Below are 16,191 nucleotides of genomic sequence, written 5' to 3'. Positions count from 1 at the left end.
ATATCCCTTCGCCGTCGCCCAGCCCTTCTTGGCCAGGACCGTCGTGATGGCCGCCGTCAAGCTCGTCTTCCCATGGTCCACGTGGCCGATCGTCCCGATGTTCACGTGCGGCTTGCTACGAACGAATTTTTCTTTCGACATTTCCGCCCTCCAGGATGAAGTGGATGATGGTTAATATTCTTGATCTAACGGCACCCACACCGGCGGACTACGAATACCGTATGGGCCTTCGAGCCTCGATCTTTTCCTTCGCTAGGGGAAAACTGGAGCCCAAGACCGGGATTGAACCGGTGACCTCTTCCTTACCAAGGAAGTGCTCTACCAACTGAGCTACTTGGGCAGGGGGCCGAGCAAGAGGAGGTATTCTACTTTTCGAACCCCCCCTGTCAAGGAGAAATGGCCCGGTTTCGGGCCATTTTGCCCCTTTTCGGCGCCTCCGGCCCCCGACCGGTTCAACGATCGCGGCCGTGGGGGTCCACGATCTTGTCCAGTTTGATGGACTTATCGTATTGCTCCTCCGTCAAGATCCCTTTCTCCAGAACGATCTGGCGGACGGTCTTCCCTTCCTTCAGGGCGGCTTTCACCACTTCCGCGGCCTTCTCATAGCCGATCACCGGGTTCAAGGCGGTGGCGACCTGGGTGCTTTGGTCGGCATAGCCGCGGCAACGCTTCTCCTCCGCCTTCACGCCCGAAACGCATTTTTCGTCGAAGGCCCGGAGCATATTCGTCAGGAGGGTGATCTCCTGGTTCAGGTTGTAGGCCAGGACCGGCATCATGACATTGAGTTCCATCTGTCCCGCCTGGGCCGCCATGGCCACCGTGTGGTCATGACCCAGGACCTGGTAACTGACCATGTTCAGGCATTCCGCCATCACCGGGTTGACCTTCCCCGGCATGATGGAGGACCCGGGCTGCATGACCGGCAGCAGGATCTCGCCGAAGCCGGTGGCGGGCCCGCTGGTCATGAGACGGAAGTCGTTGGCGATCCGGGTGAGGTCGATGGCCAGGTTCCGGTAGGCGTTCGAGAGGGACACGAAGGGCGACATGCTCTGCATGGCCTCGAAGAGATTCGGATGGGGGGTCAGTTTGAGCTTGGTCTGCTCGGAGAGGAGCTTGGCCATCCCCTTGCAGTAATCCTTGTGGGTGTTCAGTCCGGTCCCGACCGCCGATCCTCCGATCCCTAGTTCCAACAGGTCCTGGGAAGCGCGGTCGATGCGTCCGACATGACGCTCCAGGTTCTCCCCATAGGCGTTGAACTCCTGCCCAAGGGTCATCAGGGCCGCGTCCTGAAGATGGGTCCGGCCCGACTTATAGACCTTGCGGAATTCCTTCCCCTTCTGCCGGAAGGTGGCCGCCAGCTTCTTGAGGACCGGCAGGAAATCCCGGGTCAAAAGAAGCCCTGAAAGGCGGATGGCCGTGGGAATGACGTCATTGGTGGACTGGCCCATGTTGACCATATCGTTCGGGTGGATCAGCTTGTAGTCCCCGCGCTTGCCCCCCAGGATCTCGATGGCCCGGTTGGCCAACACCTCGTTGGTGTTCATGTTGTGGCTGGTCCCGGCCCCCGCCTGATAGACGTCCACCACGAAATGGTCCAACCACTGGTCCTTCACGAGGATCTCGTCGGCCGCCTTCACGATGGCCTCGGCCTTCTTTTTGTCCAGCATGCCGACCTTGGCGTGGAAACGGGCCGCCGCCTTCTTGATGTGGACCGTCGCCTGGATGAAGACCTTGTGGGGCTTGATCCCGCTGATGGGGAAATTCTGGACGGCCCGTTCGGCCTGGACGCCCCAAAGGGCCTCCTGGGGGACCTTCAACTCACCGATGGAATCATGCTCGACACGGTAGCTCACGACGCACCTCCTGGATTTTCGACGGCGAAAGAATTCCGTATTAAAAGGCCGGACCAAAAGCCGGACCATGACACAGGTCAACCTAGGACGAATGGCCGGGGCTCGAAGCCCCGATCGATCAAAGGTTTTGGGTGATGAACTGGAAAAGGGCTTGAGCGGCTTCTTCGGGGCCTTTCGTCTCGTATCCGGCGATCCCCAATCGGGTCCGGAGCTGTCCGACCTTCTTGCCGTCCTTCATCAGGGTCCCGATGAAGCGATCCGCCAGGACCTCGTGCTCCTTGCGCTTCTGCGGGGCGCCGAAAGGGTTGGCGAAATAGGTATGGACCAGGCCCTTTTCATCGGTGGTGCCTTTGGCCAAACGGGCCCCGTCGGAGAAGACCTTGTTGGCCTCCGCCGCATCGGCCGTGATCTGGAGGGCCGGATTGTCATCGGCCACATCATCGTAATTGTTGGCGTAAAGGAAAATATCCACCGGGTAGCCGGCGACCACGTGCCGGTATTCGGTGATGGGCATCACCAGGCGGGCGTTCCCCAAATGGGGGTTCATGAAGACCGAACGGTCGATCTCGGTATAGGCATAGCCCGGGTGCAGGTCGTCCAGGCGGACGAAAGCCCCGATCTCGGTCCCCCGCCCGACCACTTTGCCGTCCGGCCCCATGGAAAGGGAGCCCATGTCGTCGAAGATGACGGTCAACTGCCGGATATATTTGTCGGCCAGGACCCGGAAGGCTTCCAGGGATTCGGATTTCCCCGCGCCCGAGTCCCCCACGATGACCACATTTGCGGTCTTGCCCGACTTCAGGTCGATCTTGGCCATGGCGCCATGGATGGGCAGGTTCCCCCGGCGGATCATGATGAGGTTATGGATGGTCAGGGCGGTCTTCTTGAAATATCCGAAGTAATCCACGTCGGGCATCTGGTAGGCCACGGCCCCCACCAGCACGTCGTTCGCCTGGTCCTCGTAATACCCCACCAATTGGTTGTCCATGAGGGCGGGGTCGACCCCGAACAGCATGATCCCGTCGGGCGGGCGGTTGGCGATCTCCTGGGCGCTCGCCAATTCGAAAAGGTTGGAAAGGCCGGCCGCGTGGGACAGGAAGTCCTTGTTGAAATAGATGAAGACCAGCAGTTCCCCGATCTTGGCCGGAAAGCAGAGCCAGCGGGAGGAGTCCAGCTTGACCTGGTCCATCGGGTTCTTCGAGAGCGGATTGAACTTGCCCTTCCGCTTGTTGACCTTGGTGTAATAGATGAGCGGCGGATAGATCAGGGACAGCCGGATGAAGGGGATGTTCTTGAGCTTGTGGTAGGCCTCGCCCGGGAATTTCCATTGGATCTTCTCGGCCAGGAGACCCACCCCCACCCCGGCGGGGATCTGGCGGTAGACCTTGAACCAGTCGCCGGACACATGGGCCGCGATATGCCGGTAGGTACCCAGGACCAGCATTTTGAACTCCTCGTTGGCCTGGATGAAGATCGGGTGGTATTCCTTCAGGTCGATCCCGCCGTCCTGCACATCCCGGTCGAAGATCACGAAGCGTTCCCGGCGGCGCCAATAGCTGTAAAGCTCCTCGACCAGGTCCTTGAGGACGACCGGGTCCATGTCCGCACAAGAAGTCTCCCCGATCGGCCGCCCCAGGAGCTCTTTCAGGAAGGAGGCCAATTTCACGGTGTCGTAGTCGGCGCCGGAGCGGAAGGGCTGTAGGCAACGCAGGATGGGGGAATCTTGGGCGGTCACCTTCTTGAGAAAATGCTTCAGGACCAGTTGGAACCCATCGCTGGAAAGCAGTTCTTCGGAGGTCCGGCAGAGGCCGGGATGGCCATAAAGAATGACCCGATCGTCCATGAAATCGTTCATTTCCATGGCGGGATTCGGATTACCCGGGATGGCCTCGGGTTTTTCGCCGGTCGGGATGGTTTTTTTCATGGATTCCGTTCCAAGTCCGCCGGAAAGGCGGGTCAGACCCTCGAAAATATGGAGCGGGAGACCGGATTCGAACCGGCGACGTCCACCTTGGAAGGGTGGCATTCTACCACTGAATTACTCCCGCGCCTTGGAGGGGAGAGTATAACCGAAAGCTTCGGATTTTCGGAATGCGGGGAAGAACGAAAAAAATGTGAATAAAAATGGTGGACAGGGCAGGATGTCGAACCGTGCTGACGCGCCCATAGGGGAACTTCCCCCTATGTACCCCTGACCCCTCTTGGGAAAACGACCGTTTTCCCAGACCCTTTCCCATCGGTTCGAATCCATTTTGATCCTGGAACGTTACGGGAAGGAACTGAATAAAAATGGTGGACAGGGCAGGATTCGAACCTGCGTAGGCCGGACGGCCGGCAGATTTACAGTCTGCTCCCATTGACCACTCGGGCACCTGTCCACTGGACCACATTAAAAGTGGAGCTGGCGACCGGGTTTGAACCGGTGACCTGCCGCTTACAAGGCGGCTGCTCTACCAGCTGAGCTACGCCAGCCCTGGGCAAGCTTGCACTTTTAAAAGGAAGGCGATTATAGGAATGGCCCCTGGGAGCGTCAAGAATCCTTTAGGCCGCCTTACCAATGGAACCCGCCCCCTTTGTTCGTTCCTGGGGCGTCGTTCGAGGGGTTATCCTCCAACCGGTCGGAGGGTCCTAGGTCGATCCCTTGAGAAAGGCCCTCACCCGCCGTTTGAGAAGCCGGGTCAGGGCTTGAACGAAAAAAGTCTTTTTCGGGGGAAAGTCCCATCCCATAGGACGACAGCGGCGGGTCCTTGGTCGGCAGGGCCATCCCCCATTTTCGTTGCCGCGCCACCTCGAACATGACCAACGCGGCCGCCACCGAGGCGTTCAGGGAGGACATCTTCCCGGACATGGGGATCTTCACCAGTTCGTCGCAGTTCTCCTTCACCAACCGGCGCAACCCCGTCCCTTCGTTGCCGATGATGATGGCGACCGGTTGTCGGAAATCATATTCATAGAAATTCTTCTTGGCTTCCCCGTCGGTCCCCACCACCCAGACATTGGCCTCTTTCAGGCTTCGGATGGTCTCGTTCAGGTTGGTCACCTTGACCGAGGGCAGATGTTCGGCGGCGCCCGCCGAGGCCTTGATGACCGTGGCGTTGACCTCGGCGGCCCGATGCTTGGGGATGACCACCCCATGGGCGCCCGCCGCGTCGGCGGAGCGGATGATGGCCCCCAGGTTCTGGGGATCCTCGATCTCATCCAAGAGGATGAGGAAGGCCGGTTCGTTCCTTTTCGCGGCCTGCTCCAGCAGGTCCTCGAGTTGGGCGTATTTGAAGTCTTCGGCGACGGCCACCACGCCCTGGTGGTGTTCATTACCCGCCAGGGTATCCAGGCGATGCCGCGTCTCGAGGTTCACCGGAATGCCCTTGGCCTTCGCGTGGGACTCAACCTGGTCCAGGATGGCGTCGCGGGAACCCTGCAAAAGATAAAGCCGGGTCACGGTCCGGTTTCCGGAACGGAGGGCTTCCAGGACGGGTTTTCGGCCGTAGATCTTCTCGCTCATGGGAGACCATCATACCTCAAAGAATCCCGGGAACCTTGTCCCTTCACTTCTTGGGAAGGATCCGGAAACCGCCGCCTTTGACGTCCTCGATGACGAAACCCATGGCCAGGACCTTGTCCCGGATGGCGTCAGCGCCCTTGAAGTCCTTGGCCGCTTTCAGTTCCACCCTTTGCCGGGCCAATTCCTCGACCTCGGCCGGGACGGTCTTTTTTTCCGAGGAAACGATCCCCAAGAGGCCGCCCAATCGGTTCAACTGGTCCATAGCCTCGCCCAAGAGGCTCTTGGCGCCCGCCGTGGGGCGGGGGGACTGGCTCAGGATCCGCCGGACATCCCGGGCCAGATCGAAAAGGACCGCCAAGGCCCGGGGCGTGTTGAAGTCATCGTCCATGGCTTCGCGGAACTTGCCCTCGACCGCGTCGATGGCCAGGCGCAACTCCAAAAGATCCATCGGCGCCTCCCCGTCGGGACAGGCCATGGCCTCCTCGACCCGCTGGAAGGTCTGTTGGAATTCCTCCCATCCGCGGGCCGCCGCCTCCAGGATGGGCCGGTCGTAATTGAGGCCGCTCCGGTAATGGGCGCTCAGGAAGAAATAGCGAAGGACCTCGGGGCGGAACTCGGCGAGGGCGTCCTTGGCCTTCCAGATATTTCCCAGGGACTTGCTCATCTTCTGGCCCGCGATCTCGATGAACCCGTTGTGGAGCCAATATTTCACGTAGGGCTTTTGGGTGAAAGCCTCGCATTGGGCGATCTCGTTCTCGTGATGGGGGAAGATCAGGTCGATGCCGCCCCCATGGATGTCGATGGAGTCCCCCAGGAGCTTGCGGACCATGGTGGAGCATTCGATGTGCCAACCGGGGCGCCCTTTGCCCCAGGGTGAATCCCATTGGGGTTCCCCGGGCTTGGAGGCCTTCCAAAGGACGAAATCGGTCGGGTTCTTCTTGGCCTCGTTCTTCTCGACCCGGGCCCCTTCCATAAGCTCCTCCAGGTTCTTTCCCGAAAGCCGGCCATAGGCCTTGAAGCTGGCGGAATCGAAGAGCACGTCCTTCCCCAGGTCCGTGGAAGGCACCGGATAGGCGTGGCCTTTTTCGACCAGGCCCTTCACCAATTCGATCATGTCCGGGATGAAATCGGTGGCCTTGGGGCAAAGATCGGCCTTTTGGACACCCAACCGCTCCATCACCTCGAAGAAGGCCCGGGTATAGGTTTCGGCCACCTCCTTGGCGTCCCGCTTCTCGTCGATGGCGTTCTTGATGATCTTGTCATCGATGTCGGTGACGTTGACCACATAGGTCAGGGAGTAGCCCGAAAAGAGCAGGTATTTGCGGATGACGTCGAAATTGACCTGGGAACGGGCGTTCCCGATATGGATGTCCCCATAGACCGTCGGGCCGCAAACATACATCTTCACCTTGGCCGGATCGAGGGGTTTGAACTCCTCTTTTTGGCCGGTCAGGGTATTGGTCATTCGGAGCAAGGGGACCTCGCGAAGCGGGGACTTAAGAAGCGTCGATTTTAAGGGCTATCTTTTTTTTGTGGCTACTTCTTTTTCTTGGGACGGGGCGCGTAGGACCCGGCATGGCGGGCCAGGTCCCGTTCCAAATGCTCCAAACGGCGCAGGACCGGGTCGGGCAACAGGTTGTGATCCAGCTCATGGCCGGCCAGCTTCTGGCCGCGCAACGTCACCACCCGTCCCGGCACACCCACCACCGTGGAATGGGGAGGTACGTTCTGGATGACCACCGCGTTGGCCCCCACCTTGGAGTATTCGCCCAATTCGATGGCGCCCAGGACCTTGGCCCCGGCGGCGACCACCACATGGTCCCTCAGGGTCGGATGGCGCTTTCCCTTCTCTTTGCCCGTCCCCCCCAGGGTCACACCCTGGAAAAGGGTGACATAATTCCCTATTTCGGTCGTCTCGCCGATCACGACCCCGAACCCATGGTCGATGAAGAAGCACTTGCCGATCCGGGCCCCCGGATGGATCTCGATACCGGTCAAGAACCGGGAGATCTGGGAGATGAGCCTCGGGAAAAAAGGTATCCGAACGGCCCAAAGGGCGTGGGCGACTCGGTGAAGGAACAAGGCGTAAACGCTTGGGTAAAGGGGGAGTTCCCAAACCCGGGCGGCCGGGTCCCGGTCAAGGATGGATTTGAAGTATTCGAACATTTAAAACCTCGCCCCGGATAAAAAATGAATGGCCACGATGGAAAGCATGGCAAAACCAAGGACCCTCAAAAAATTATTTACAAATGTCATTTCCTCATATTTTTTATAAATTCCAGGATCATTTTCATCTCTCTTTCGAAAGAAGATTTTAGGGGACGTAAAAAAACGGGGATTTAGAAGTAAACAAAATCCGATCAGCGCCAAAATGAAGTAAGAATTGTTTTCCATAAATCACCCAACCTTTTCGCCGGTCCATACACGAAGCCTCTTTAAGACCTCATCCTTACCCAACAAAGGTCCGATCTTCACCAATTCAGGCCCATCCTCTCGGCCGGTCAAAGCCAGCCGCAGGGGATGGTAAAGGGCCTTCCCCTTCACGCCCGACTTGGCCCCCACTTCCTTGACCGCCTTGCCGAAGTTGTCCCCGTTGAAATCCGAGATGGCGGCAAAGGCCTGATGATAGGCCTCCAACAACGGCTTCTGGGCCTTCATCTCCTCGGTCTGCTCATGGCTATAGCTCAACTCATCGGAAAAGAAAAAGAAGGTCTCTTTCACGATATCCGAAAGGCACCCCAGTCCCTTCCGGACGGTGTCCACCACACCCTTCAACCAATCGAATTTGGTGCGGGCCTGGTCACGCGTGATGTATTGGGCATCGGTCAGGTAAGGGAGGAGACTGCGGGTGAGGTCGTCCAGGGGGACATGGTTCAAGTACTGCTGTCCCATCCAGTGGAGTTTCTGTTGGTCGAAAATGGCCCCGCTCTTTCCCACATGGGTCAGGTCGAATTCCGCCGCCATCTGGTCCAAGGTCAGGATCTCCCCGCTCTTGGGCGCCCATCCCAACAGGGCCAGGTAATTGAGGAAGGCATCCGGGCGGTAACCCTTGGCCTTATAACTTTCCACGCTGGTCTCCCCGTGGCGTTTGGAGAGTTTCTGGCCGTCCGGCCCCTTGATGATGGAAAGATGGGCGAACTTCGGCGGGACGTATCCGAGGGCTTGGTAAAGGAGGATCTGTTTGGGGGTGTTCGAGAGATGGTCCTCCCCACGGACCACATGGGTGACCTTCATCAAGGCGTCGTCCACCACCACGGTGAAATTGTAGGTGGGGCTCTTGTCGGAGCGGGTCAGCACGAAATCCCCGATCTGGTCGTCCGGGAACCGCACTTCCCCCCGGACCTCGTCCTGGACCAGGATCTCGCCCGGCGGCACTATGAAGCGGAGGACCGAGGGCTTCCCCTCGGCGTCGAGTTTCTTGCGTTCCTCGGCGGTCAGCTTCTTGCACTTACCCCCGTATTTGGGCATATGGCCCCGGCCTAATTGGCGCTTCCGCTCCAATTCCAACTCTTCCTCGGTGCAATAGCAGGAATAGACCATCCCCTTGTCCTTCAGGCGTTGGAGATGTTCCTCATAAATGGAGGTCCGCTCGGACTGCTTGTAGGGCGCGTAAGGGCCCCCGACCCTCGGGCCTTCGTCCCACTTGAGGCCCAGCCAGGTCATGATCTCCATCAACTCCTCACAATGGGCCTCGGAAGAGCGCTCCTTGTCCGTATCCTCTACCCGCAGGATGAAAACCCCTTGGGTATGGCGGGCATAAAGCCAGTTATAAAGGGCCGTGCGGACGTTCCCCAGGTGGAGCGACCCGGTCGGGCTCGGCGCGAATCTCACTCGGACGGTCTCGGACATCCCTCAATTCCCCTCTTTCTTCAATAACACCACCGCTTGGACCGAGAGACCTTCCTCCCGTCCTTCAAAACCCATCCCTTCGGTGGTCTTGGCCTTCACGCTGACCCGGTCCGGACCCACTCCCAGGGCCTGGGAAAGTTTCCCCGCCATTTCGGCCAGATAGGGTGCCATTTTGGGCTTTTGGCAGACCAGGGTGGCGTCCAGGTTGCCGACGGACCAGCCTTTTTCCTTGGCCAAGCGGGCAGATTCCCGCACGAAGACCAGGCTGTCCATCCCTTTCCACTTGGGGTCCGAGTCCGGGAAATACTTCCCCATGTCCCCCAGGGCCGCGGCACCCAGGATGGCATCGCAGGCCGCGTGGCAAAGGGCGTCGGCGTCCGAATGACCCAACAATCCCTTTTCAAAAGGGATGGTCACGCCCCCAAGGACGAGGGACCTACCTTCCACGAAACGATGGGCGTCATAGCCGATGCCGACACGGATATCCAAGGGCCCTCTCCAAGAGTTGATGATCAGGCGACATTTATAGGGGAAAAACTCGAAAGGAGAAAGGGGGGCGCGGACAGAGGGGCCTTTTTACAGGACTGTCGGGCCCTTTAGTGGGAATATTCCCTGCTTTTTTCCCACCAGATCAGGTCCTTCACGTGGCGAAGGTCCTCCGGGGTCGTCACCTTGAAATTCAGGAGCCCCCCCTCGACGACCCGCACCTTGAAGCCGGAAGCTTCCACGACCGCCGCGTCATCGGTCATCCGCGAGGCCTTTTTGCCCAGCTTCTTGAAGGCCTTCAGGAGGACGGAAAGGCGGAACCCCTGGGGCGTCTGGACCGCCCGGATCTTGGAACGGTCGAGGGTCTTGGTGACCCTTTCCTTCTCCACCATCTTCAACGTGTCCTTGACCGGGATGGCCGGAATGACGGCCCCATGGGCCATTGCCCCGTCCAGGACCCGTTGGATCAAGAGGGGGCTGACCAGGGGACGGGCGGCATCGTGGATCAGAACATGGCGGACGCCCGGGGGGACCACTTCCAGCCCCAAGCGCACCGAGTCTTCGCGTTCCGGACCGCCCTTGGTGACGATCCCGGCCAGCTTCCAGCGATAGATGGCCTGGATGGCCTGCTCCATGAACTCCTCGCGGGTCACGATGATGACATAGGCCAAGCCGGGCACTTTGCCGAAGGCTTCCAGGCACATGTCCAGCATGGTCCGGCGGTGGTCCACATAAAGGAATGGTTTGGGAACGTTGCTCTTGAGGCGCGTGGATTGTCCGGCGGCGACGATGATGGCGGCCCAGGGTTGGTTGACGTTCTTTTTCATAGGTGCGCAGTCTAACAAAAAGGTGTCGTTTGTTCATCCTTGGCGGCCGATCTTCGTTCCATTTAACCGCCCGGTTGGTTAAACGGGACGAAAGTGCGAAGACCAAAAAAGATCCCGAGGAAAAGGATTACTTCCCGCGTCGAAAGCGCTCCCGGTGGACCCGGAGTTCCCGCAAAGCATCCTGGGCGATCCAACGGGCCGAAGGATCGCCCGACTTCAGGATGCGTTCCGCTTCAAGGATGGCCGCCCGGTTCAACCGGGCATTCCTTTTGCCGATCTGTCGAAGGGCCCAATTGACGGCTTTCTTGACGAAATTCCTTCCGTCGCCGGATCCCCGGCGTATGGCCGGAAAGAACGAGAGGAAAACCCTGTCGGGGGCCTGCTTATCGTGGACCGCCATCGCGGCCATCAACACGAACCCGGCCCTTTTCTCGAACTCCTTTTTTCGGCGGGTCCATTCCCGGATCTTCAAAAGGGCATAGGGGGTCCGGTCAAAGAGGTTCCCGCAAACCTGGTCGCAAAGGTCCCAGGAGTCGAACTCACGGACCCACCGCTCCATTTGGGCCGGCGTCACCCGGGAAGGTTCGTCGATGAAGGCGGCCAACATTCGGGCTTCATGGATCCCCGAATCCCATAACCGGAGGGCCAAAGGATGGTCCACGCCGATGTCCCGCGCTTTGTTTCGAAGCACGGGGATCGGGATGCCCAGGACTTCCCTTCCCCGGATGCCGAACCGGGCCATCCCCAGGATGTTCCGCCGGTTCTTCATGGCCTTCAACCCCCGGAGGATCGAGGCGCTGTCCAACTTCCGCCCCGTGGTGGTCAAGGATCCTGCCCTCCCGCTTTTTTCAGGACGATCCAACCGTTCTCATCGAATATTTTTTGATAGCCGTGCGACATCCGTTGTCGGGCCGACCCTTCGATCGGGTCGAAACCGTCGAAGGGCCAGGCCGGCAGGTCCCGGCAGGCGATGAAATAATCGCAATCCATCCCCAATTCGCTTTTAGCCATCATATAGATGGATTTCCGGTGGGAAAGATGGGGAACAATGGTGTCCTGGGCCAGGACCTTCGCGTCCGGGGGGACCAGGGCCAAGGCCTTGGGAGCCGTCTCGACCACGGGGTTCGAGCGGTAGAACTTGGCGCGGAAAAGGTCCCGGAGCGGGAAGATGGGGACCGTGGCCAGGTTCAGCACGAGCACCACCAGGGATGCGATCGGCACCAACTTCCCGGATCGTCCCTTCTCCCTCATGGCCAACCGGTAAAGGCCATCCACCCCTCCCATCATCAGGACGGGCGCGATCGTGGCGGAATAATGGTAGCCCATGGAATAGAGGTTCCCGGCGTTGGAAAGCATCCTTTCGGCCAAGAGCGGGATGGTCAATAACCCGACGGGGGAAAGGAAGGTCAGGAAACCGCAAGCGAGGAAGGAACAGAACATGGTCACGATCTTTTGGGGGTCGGAAAAAAGGACCTTCGGCACCAGGAGGGGATGGCGCAGGATCGTCCCGATGGATTCTCCAAGGGATCGGCCGAGATCCGGATAGACCCAATGGTTGTAGGATCGGGGGCTGGCCAGGTAAGGCAATACCACCGTCATCTCCAACAGGAACCCCACTACCCCAACAAAGAAGATCGCCGATCCCTTCTTCCACTCGCCCAATACCAGCAGATAGACACCGAAGAAGGCCACCAAAAGCCCGAGGTCTTCCTTGACGAACAGGAGCATGACCAGGCAAAAGAACGCCCATCCCCAACGCTTCAGGTCGATGAAGTCGATGGCAAAGGCGATGAACGGTACCGCCAGCAACAGGTCGTGGAAATCATAGGAAAGACCGCTTTGAATGCCCCAGAAAACCAGATAAGCGGCGGTCCATTGATAGGCGGGGGTCCTTCCCAAACGCCTCCTTGCGAAGCGAAAGACCGCCAGCCCGCCAATGGCCACCGCCAGGGACTGGGCCAGGAAAAGGGCTTCGGGTCCCGGCAGGAACCAATAAAGGGGCCCCAAAAGCATCAGGATGGGGTCGAAATGATCGCCCAAGGCATTGTCGAAGCCCATCAGGGTGCTGGTGGGATGGAGGAACCGGCTGTATTCCCAAATGACCTGGTCATGGATCCCCAGATCGAACCCGCCTGTCTGGAAACGCCATTGGCGGACGCAAGAAAGAAGGGTGTAAACAGCGGTCATCAGGATCAAAAGGACCGCCAGAGGCCGTTCCTCCCGGACCAAGGAAAGGACCGAGCTTTCCTTCCAATTTTTCGGAGCTTGGGTCACCGGGCCACCAGGATACCGATGGCTTCCGAGAGGGTCTTCACTCCCAATATTTCCATGGGAGCATCCGGCAACAAGGACACCGCCTTGAGATTGCCATGGGGAATGACCGCCTGTTTGAACCCCAAGCGCGCGGCCTCGGCCAAGCGGGCCCCGATCTGGGAAACGGAGCGCACTTCGCCCGAAAGTCCCAACTCGCCCAGCACCAGCGTATCGGCACCCACGGAACATTCCCGGAAAGAAGAGGCGATGGCCGTCGCCACGCTCAGGTCGATGGAGGGTTCCATCACCCGGATGCCCCCAGCCAGGTTCAGGAAAACGTCCTGGGAGGACACCGCCATCCCCAGGCGCTTCTCCAGGATGGCCAGGATCAGGGCCAGGCGGTTGGGATCGATACCGGTCGATCGGCGTTGGGGCATGCCGAAGTTGGTGGGACTCACCAGGGCCTGGACCTCCAGGAGAAGGGGCCTCGTCCCCTCCAAACTGGCCGTGATGACGGATCCCGAGCTATGGACCGAGTGGGCCTCCAGGAAGGCCTTGGAGGCGTCGGCCACCTCTTCCAACCCGTTCTCCCGCATCTCGAAGATGCCGATCTCCTGGGTGCTCCCGAAGCGGTTCTTGACCGCCCTCAAAAGGCGGTAATGGCGCTGCAGGTCCCCCTCGAAATAGAGCACCGCGTCCACCATATGTTCGAGCACCATCGGGCCCGCCACGCTCCCCTCCTTGGTCACATGGCCGATGAGGAACATGGGGAGCTTTTCCCGCTTGGCCAGGTAGGTCAGGCGGGCCGCCGCCTCCCGCACCTGGGAGACGCTGCCGGGGGCCGAGGTGATATCGGCCAGGAAAAGGGTCTGGATGGAGTCGATGACGGTCAAAAGGGGCCGGGTCTTCTGGACCTGGTCCAGGATGGCCTTCACGTCGGTCTCCGGGAAGATATAGAGGTTGTTGGAACGGATGCCCAGCCGCTCGGCCCGGAGCTTGATCTGTTGGGCCGACTCCTCACCGGTCACATAAAGACACTTGCCCTGGCCCGGTTGAAGGCCGCGCTCCTTGGCCAGGCGGTCCACCACCTGGAGCAGGAGGGTGGACTTTCCGATGCCCGGGTCCCCGCCGATGAGGACCGTCTCCCCCGGCACGATCCCCCCGCCCAACACCCGGTCGAATTCGCCCAAACGGGTCTTGAGCCGGAACCCCTCTTCCATTTCGATCTCGTCCAGCGGCAGGGGCAGATTGGCTTCACCGCTTTGGGCCAGATGCCTTCCCCGCTCCTCCGCCCCCGCCTTTTCGACCATCTCCTCCACGAAGCTGTTCCACTGGCCGCAGGCGTTGCACTTGCCCTGCCATTTGGGGCTCTTGGACCCGCAGTTCTGGCAGATGAATTGGGTCTTGGTCTTAGCCACGAAAAAACCTCTTTCGAACCACAGAGGGCACAGAGATCACGGAGAAGATCATAGAATCACCCTTTTGATCCCGTCCTTCAGTAAACGAACATTGAAATTCAACAAAAGACCGACCCGATCTCCGGTCAACTTTAAATAGGTCATAAGCTGAGCCTCATGGATGGGGAGTATTTCATCCACCGTCTTCAACTCGATCACTAAACAGTCCTCAACATAAAGATCCAGCCGGAAGCCCGCCTCGATCTTCCGTCCCTTATAAAAGACGGGCAAGGATTCTTGCCGCAATACCTTAAGGCCCTTCTCCTTCAGCTCCTCGAACAAGCAAGCTTCATAGACGCTTTCCAATAACCCGGGCCCCAAAGCACGATGGACTTCCATCGCAGCATCGATGACTTTTCCCGATACGATATTGGTCTCATCAATGGATATCGTCTTCATCTTTCTCCGTGCTCTCCGTGCCCTCTGTGGTTCAACAGCTTTTAATTGAACCTTTCTTCGAGGCCTATTTGGTAGGGGAACGCCACCGGATTGGGGAAATTGCCGGTGACCCCCATCACCTCGAAGAAGAACCCGCCGTAATTCACATCGAACCCCAGTCCCCCGTAGGTCCAATCGGTCCCGGACCAATCGCCGGAACTCCACAGGGAAAATCCGTTCGATCCCCCCGCGGTATGGACGGTCCCGCCCACCAGGGAAAAGTCCACCAGGACTTTTTCGTTGTCCACCGCCTTCCAGGACAGGTCGGCCTGGAGCCCATGCACGCCGCTCCAATAAGCCCCCGAAAGCTTCAGGCCGAAGTCATCGAGATAATAACCCGCCACCAAATTCACGACCGAAGGGGTCCCATAGGTCAGGCCCAGCACGGGATAGGTCTTGAGCGATTCCTTGGGGGCTTCGGCCGCGTCGAAATGCGCGACCTGGTCCTTCCCGATGCGGACCTGGACCCCGTTCTCGATCTCCATGAGGTAATCGGTGGCGGTCTCTTCCAGGACCTTGCCCTTGAAACGCTGGCCGTCGTTGGTCAGGATCTCGGCGGCCCGAAGGACACCCGCCGTTCCCAACCATAAAGCCACGAGGAAGATCACCCGACGAACGGACCTGTTCATGAAAACCACTCCTTGGCCGAAAATATACACCTGTATACCACCTTCGGCAAATAAAAAGGCCCCCGAACCGGGGGCCTTTTTCGCACACCGATCAATGCTTGTACTTCTCCATCATTTTCAGGATGTCCTCTTTCGAGGGTTTCTTTCCGTCCTTGCCACCCATCATGCCGCTCATGTCGGGCATATCCATTTTTTTATAGCCCGCCGGGACCTCGAAAAGACCGGAATCGAGCGACTTCTTATCGACCTTGGTCGCCACCATGGTCATCGTCTTGTGGTCCTTCAAGTTCGTATCCACTTCCAAGGGGAACACACCCTTGTCTTTGAAGGCCTTCGTCCAATCGTCCTCTTTGGATGCTCCGCCCTGGCTATTGCCCATGCCCATGAAGGTTCCCAGGCCCTTGGCGCCCCAGAAGTCGACCTTGCTGTTCTTCCCTTCGTAGATCCAATGCTCACAGGTATAACCCAAGATGTTCTTGGTGCCGGAGGCCTTGCTGACCTTTCCCTCGGGGGCATGCTTGGAAGCGGTCTTCGCGGCCTGGTCGATGCTGTGGACCATGTACATCTTCTGTTTATGCATGAGGGTCGTGATCTTCTTCCCCCCCATGTCCATGATGGACGAAGTGTCGTTCCCGCCATGGCTCATATTGATGCGGATCTTCTTGCCCTTGATCATGTACTCGGTGTCCATCTGCTTGTTGTCGCTCATGGTGATGTGGTAATCCACCACGCCCTCGAAATCGGCCCGGGCCACGCCCACGCCGGCCACTAAGACCAATCCGGCCAAAACCTTGGCGAAGTTCCTCATAAAAAAGCCTCCTGGATCATTTAATGCGTCGGGCAGTCATTTTAACGGGAGCCCAGGCCCGGACAACAAAAAAGCCCCGGGGATCCCCG

Annotated in this window: 15 protein-coding genes and 4 tRNA genes; all 19 read right to left on the bottom strand. The window is 59.0% G+C overall.

The window, feature by feature from the left end:
- Window positions 1-141: GTP-binding protein (locus VHE12_09780; protein HVZ81063.1), on the bottom strand; the 141-nt coding region annotated here is incomplete at its 3' end.
- Between the two features lie 123 nt (window positions 142-264).
- Window positions 265-340, bottom strand: a tRNA-Thr gene (locus VHE12_09775).
- Window positions 341-452: 112 nt separating this feature from the next.
- On the bottom strand, window positions 453-1,853 hold the full coding sequence (locus VHE12_09770; GenBank protein HVZ81062.1) for an aspartate ammonia-lyase: 1,401 nt from the start codon (window positions 1,851-1,853) through the stop codon (window positions 453-455).
- 118 nt (window positions 1,854-1,971) lie between these two features.
- Complete coding sequence (locus VHE12_09765; GenBank protein ID HVZ81061.1) at window positions 1,972-3,777, bottom strand: phosphoenolpyruvate carboxykinase; 1,806 nt, start codon at window positions 3,775-3,777, stop codon at window positions 1,972-1,974.
- Between the two features lie 49 nt (window positions 3,778-3,826).
- A tRNA-Gly gene (locus VHE12_09760) sits at window positions 3,827-3,901 on the bottom strand.
- Between the two features lie 242 nt (window positions 3,902-4,143).
- Window positions 4,144-4,231, bottom strand: a tRNA-Tyr gene (locus VHE12_09755).
- Window positions 4,232-4,249: 18 nt separating this feature from the next.
- A tRNA-Thr gene (locus VHE12_09750) sits at window positions 4,250-4,325 on the bottom strand.
- 79 nt (window positions 4,326-4,404) lie between these two features.
- Window positions 4,405-5,355 (bottom strand): 23S rRNA (guanosine(2251)-2'-O)-methyltransferase RlmB, encoded by a 951-nt coding sequence (rlmB, locus tag VHE12_09745; protein HVZ81060.1) that lies wholly within the window; start codon window positions 5,353-5,355, stop codon window positions 4,405-4,407.
- 43 nt (window positions 5,356-5,398) lie between these two features.
- Window positions 5,399-6,820 carry a cysteine--tRNA ligase gene (gene cysS, locus VHE12_09740; GenBank protein ID HVZ81059.1) on the bottom strand — a complete coding sequence of 474 codons (1,422 nt, stop codon included), beginning with the start codon at window positions 6,818-6,820 and terminating at the stop codon, window positions 5,399-5,401.
- A gap of 71 nt (window positions 6,821-6,891) precedes the next feature.
- Window positions 6,892-7,521 carry a serine O-acetyltransferase gene (gene cysE, locus VHE12_09735; protein ID HVZ81058.1) on the bottom strand — a complete coding sequence of 210 codons (630 nt, stop codon included), beginning with the start codon at window positions 7,519-7,521 and terminating at the stop codon, window positions 6,892-6,894.
- A 231-nt stretch (window positions 7,522-7,752) separates the two neighbouring features.
- Entirely contained in the window at window positions 7,753-9,204 is a 1,452-nt protein-coding gene (gene gltX, locus VHE12_09730; protein ID HVZ81057.1) for a glutamate--tRNA ligase, read from the bottom strand.
- A gap of 3 nt (window positions 9,205-9,207) precedes the next feature.
- The gene (ispF, locus tag VHE12_09725) at window positions 9,208-9,687 is read right to left on the bottom strand and encodes a 2-C-methyl-D-erythritol 2,4-cyclodiphosphate synthase (protein HVZ81056.1); all 480 of its coding nucleotides are present in this window, start codon (window positions 9,685-9,687) and stop codon (window positions 9,208-9,210) included.
- A gap of 113 nt (window positions 9,688-9,800) precedes the next feature.
- On the bottom strand, window positions 9,801-10,517 hold the full coding sequence (gene ispD / locus VHE12_09720; protein HVZ81055.1) for a 2-C-methyl-D-erythritol 4-phosphate cytidylyltransferase: 717 nt from the start codon (window positions 10,515-10,517) through the stop codon (window positions 9,801-9,803).
- A gap of 127 nt (window positions 10,518-10,644) precedes the next feature.
- Entirely contained in the window at window positions 10,645-11,343 is a 699-nt protein-coding gene (locus tag VHE12_09715) for a DNA alkylation repair protein (protein HVZ81054.1), read from the bottom strand.
- Entirely contained in the window at window positions 11,340-12,791 is a 1,452-nt protein-coding gene (locus VHE12_09710) for a DUF2079 domain-containing protein (protein HVZ81053.1), read from the bottom strand. Before VHE12_09710 ends, VHE12_09715 begins: the two co-directional genes overlap by 4 nt.
- A complete protein-coding gene (gene radA, locus VHE12_09705) occupies window positions 12,788-14,188 on the bottom strand; it encodes a DNA repair protein RadA (protein HVZ81052.1) in 1,401 nt (466 codons plus the stop codon). Before radA ends, VHE12_09710 begins: the two co-directional genes overlap by 4 nt.
- 48 nt (window positions 14,189-14,236) lie before the next feature.
- Window positions 14,237-14,626, bottom strand: coding sequence for a GxxExxY protein (locus tag VHE12_09700; protein ID HVZ81051.1), 390 nt, complete (start codon window positions 14,624-14,626; stop codon window positions 14,237-14,239).
- Window positions 14,627-14,667: 41 nt separating this feature from the next.
- Window positions 14,668-15,294 carry a hypothetical protein gene (locus VHE12_09695; GenBank protein ID HVZ81050.1) on the bottom strand — a complete coding sequence of 209 codons (627 nt, stop codon included), beginning with the start codon at window positions 15,292-15,294 and terminating at the stop codon, window positions 14,668-14,670.
- 91 nt (window positions 15,295-15,385) lie between these two features.
- Complete coding sequence (locus tag VHE12_09690; protein ID HVZ81049.1) at window positions 15,386-16,102, bottom strand: DUF4412 domain-containing protein; 717 nt, start codon at window positions 16,100-16,102, stop codon at window positions 15,386-15,388.
- Between the last annotated feature and the right edge of the window lie 89 nt (window positions 16,103-16,191).

It is taken from the genome of bacterium (assembly GCA_035549195.1).
In the GTDB taxonomy this organism is placed as follows: domain Bacteria; phylum Oederibacteriota; class Muellerivitia; order Muellerivitales; family Muellerivitaceae; genus DASZRK01.
Note: the sequence above shows the minus strand (reverse complement) of the source record. Positions and strands in the feature narration are given on the sequence as shown.

Bases quoted from the DNA above. Each gene is read 5' to 3' on its own strand.
- VHE12_09765 (HVZ81061.1), bottom strand. From the start codon at position 3,777: ATGAAAAAAACCATCCCGACCGGCGAAAAACCCGAGGCCATCCCGGGT.
- rlmB (HVZ81060.1), bottom strand. From the start codon at position 5,355: ATGAGCGAGAAGATCTACGGCCGAAAACCCGTCCTGGAAGCCCTCCGT.
- cysS (HVZ81059.1), bottom strand. From the start codon at position 6,820: ATGACCAATACCCTGACCGGCCAAAAAGAGGAGTTCAAACCCCTCGAT.
- cysE (HVZ81058.1), bottom strand. From the start codon at position 7,521: ATGTTCGAATACTTCAAATCCATCCTTGACCGGGACCCGGCCGCCCGG.
- gltX (HVZ81057.1), bottom strand. From the start codon at position 9,204: ATGTCCGAGACCGTCCGAGTGAGATTCGCGCCGAGCCCGACCGGGTCG.
- ispD (HVZ81055.1), bottom strand. From the start codon at position 10,517: ATGAAAAAGAACGTCAACCAACCCTGGGCCGCCATCATCGTCGCCGCC.
- VHE12_09700 (HVZ81051.1), bottom strand. From the start codon at position 14,626: ATGAAGACGATATCCATTGATGAGACCAATATCGTATCGGGAAAAGTC.
- VHE12_09695 (HVZ81050.1), bottom strand. From the start codon at position 15,294: ATGAACAGGTCCGTTCGTCGGGTGATCTTCCTCGTGGCTTTATGGTTG.
- VHE12_09690 (HVZ81049.1), bottom strand. From the start codon at position 16,102: ATGAGGAACTTCGCCAAGGTTTTGGCCGGATTGGTCTTAGTGGCCGGC.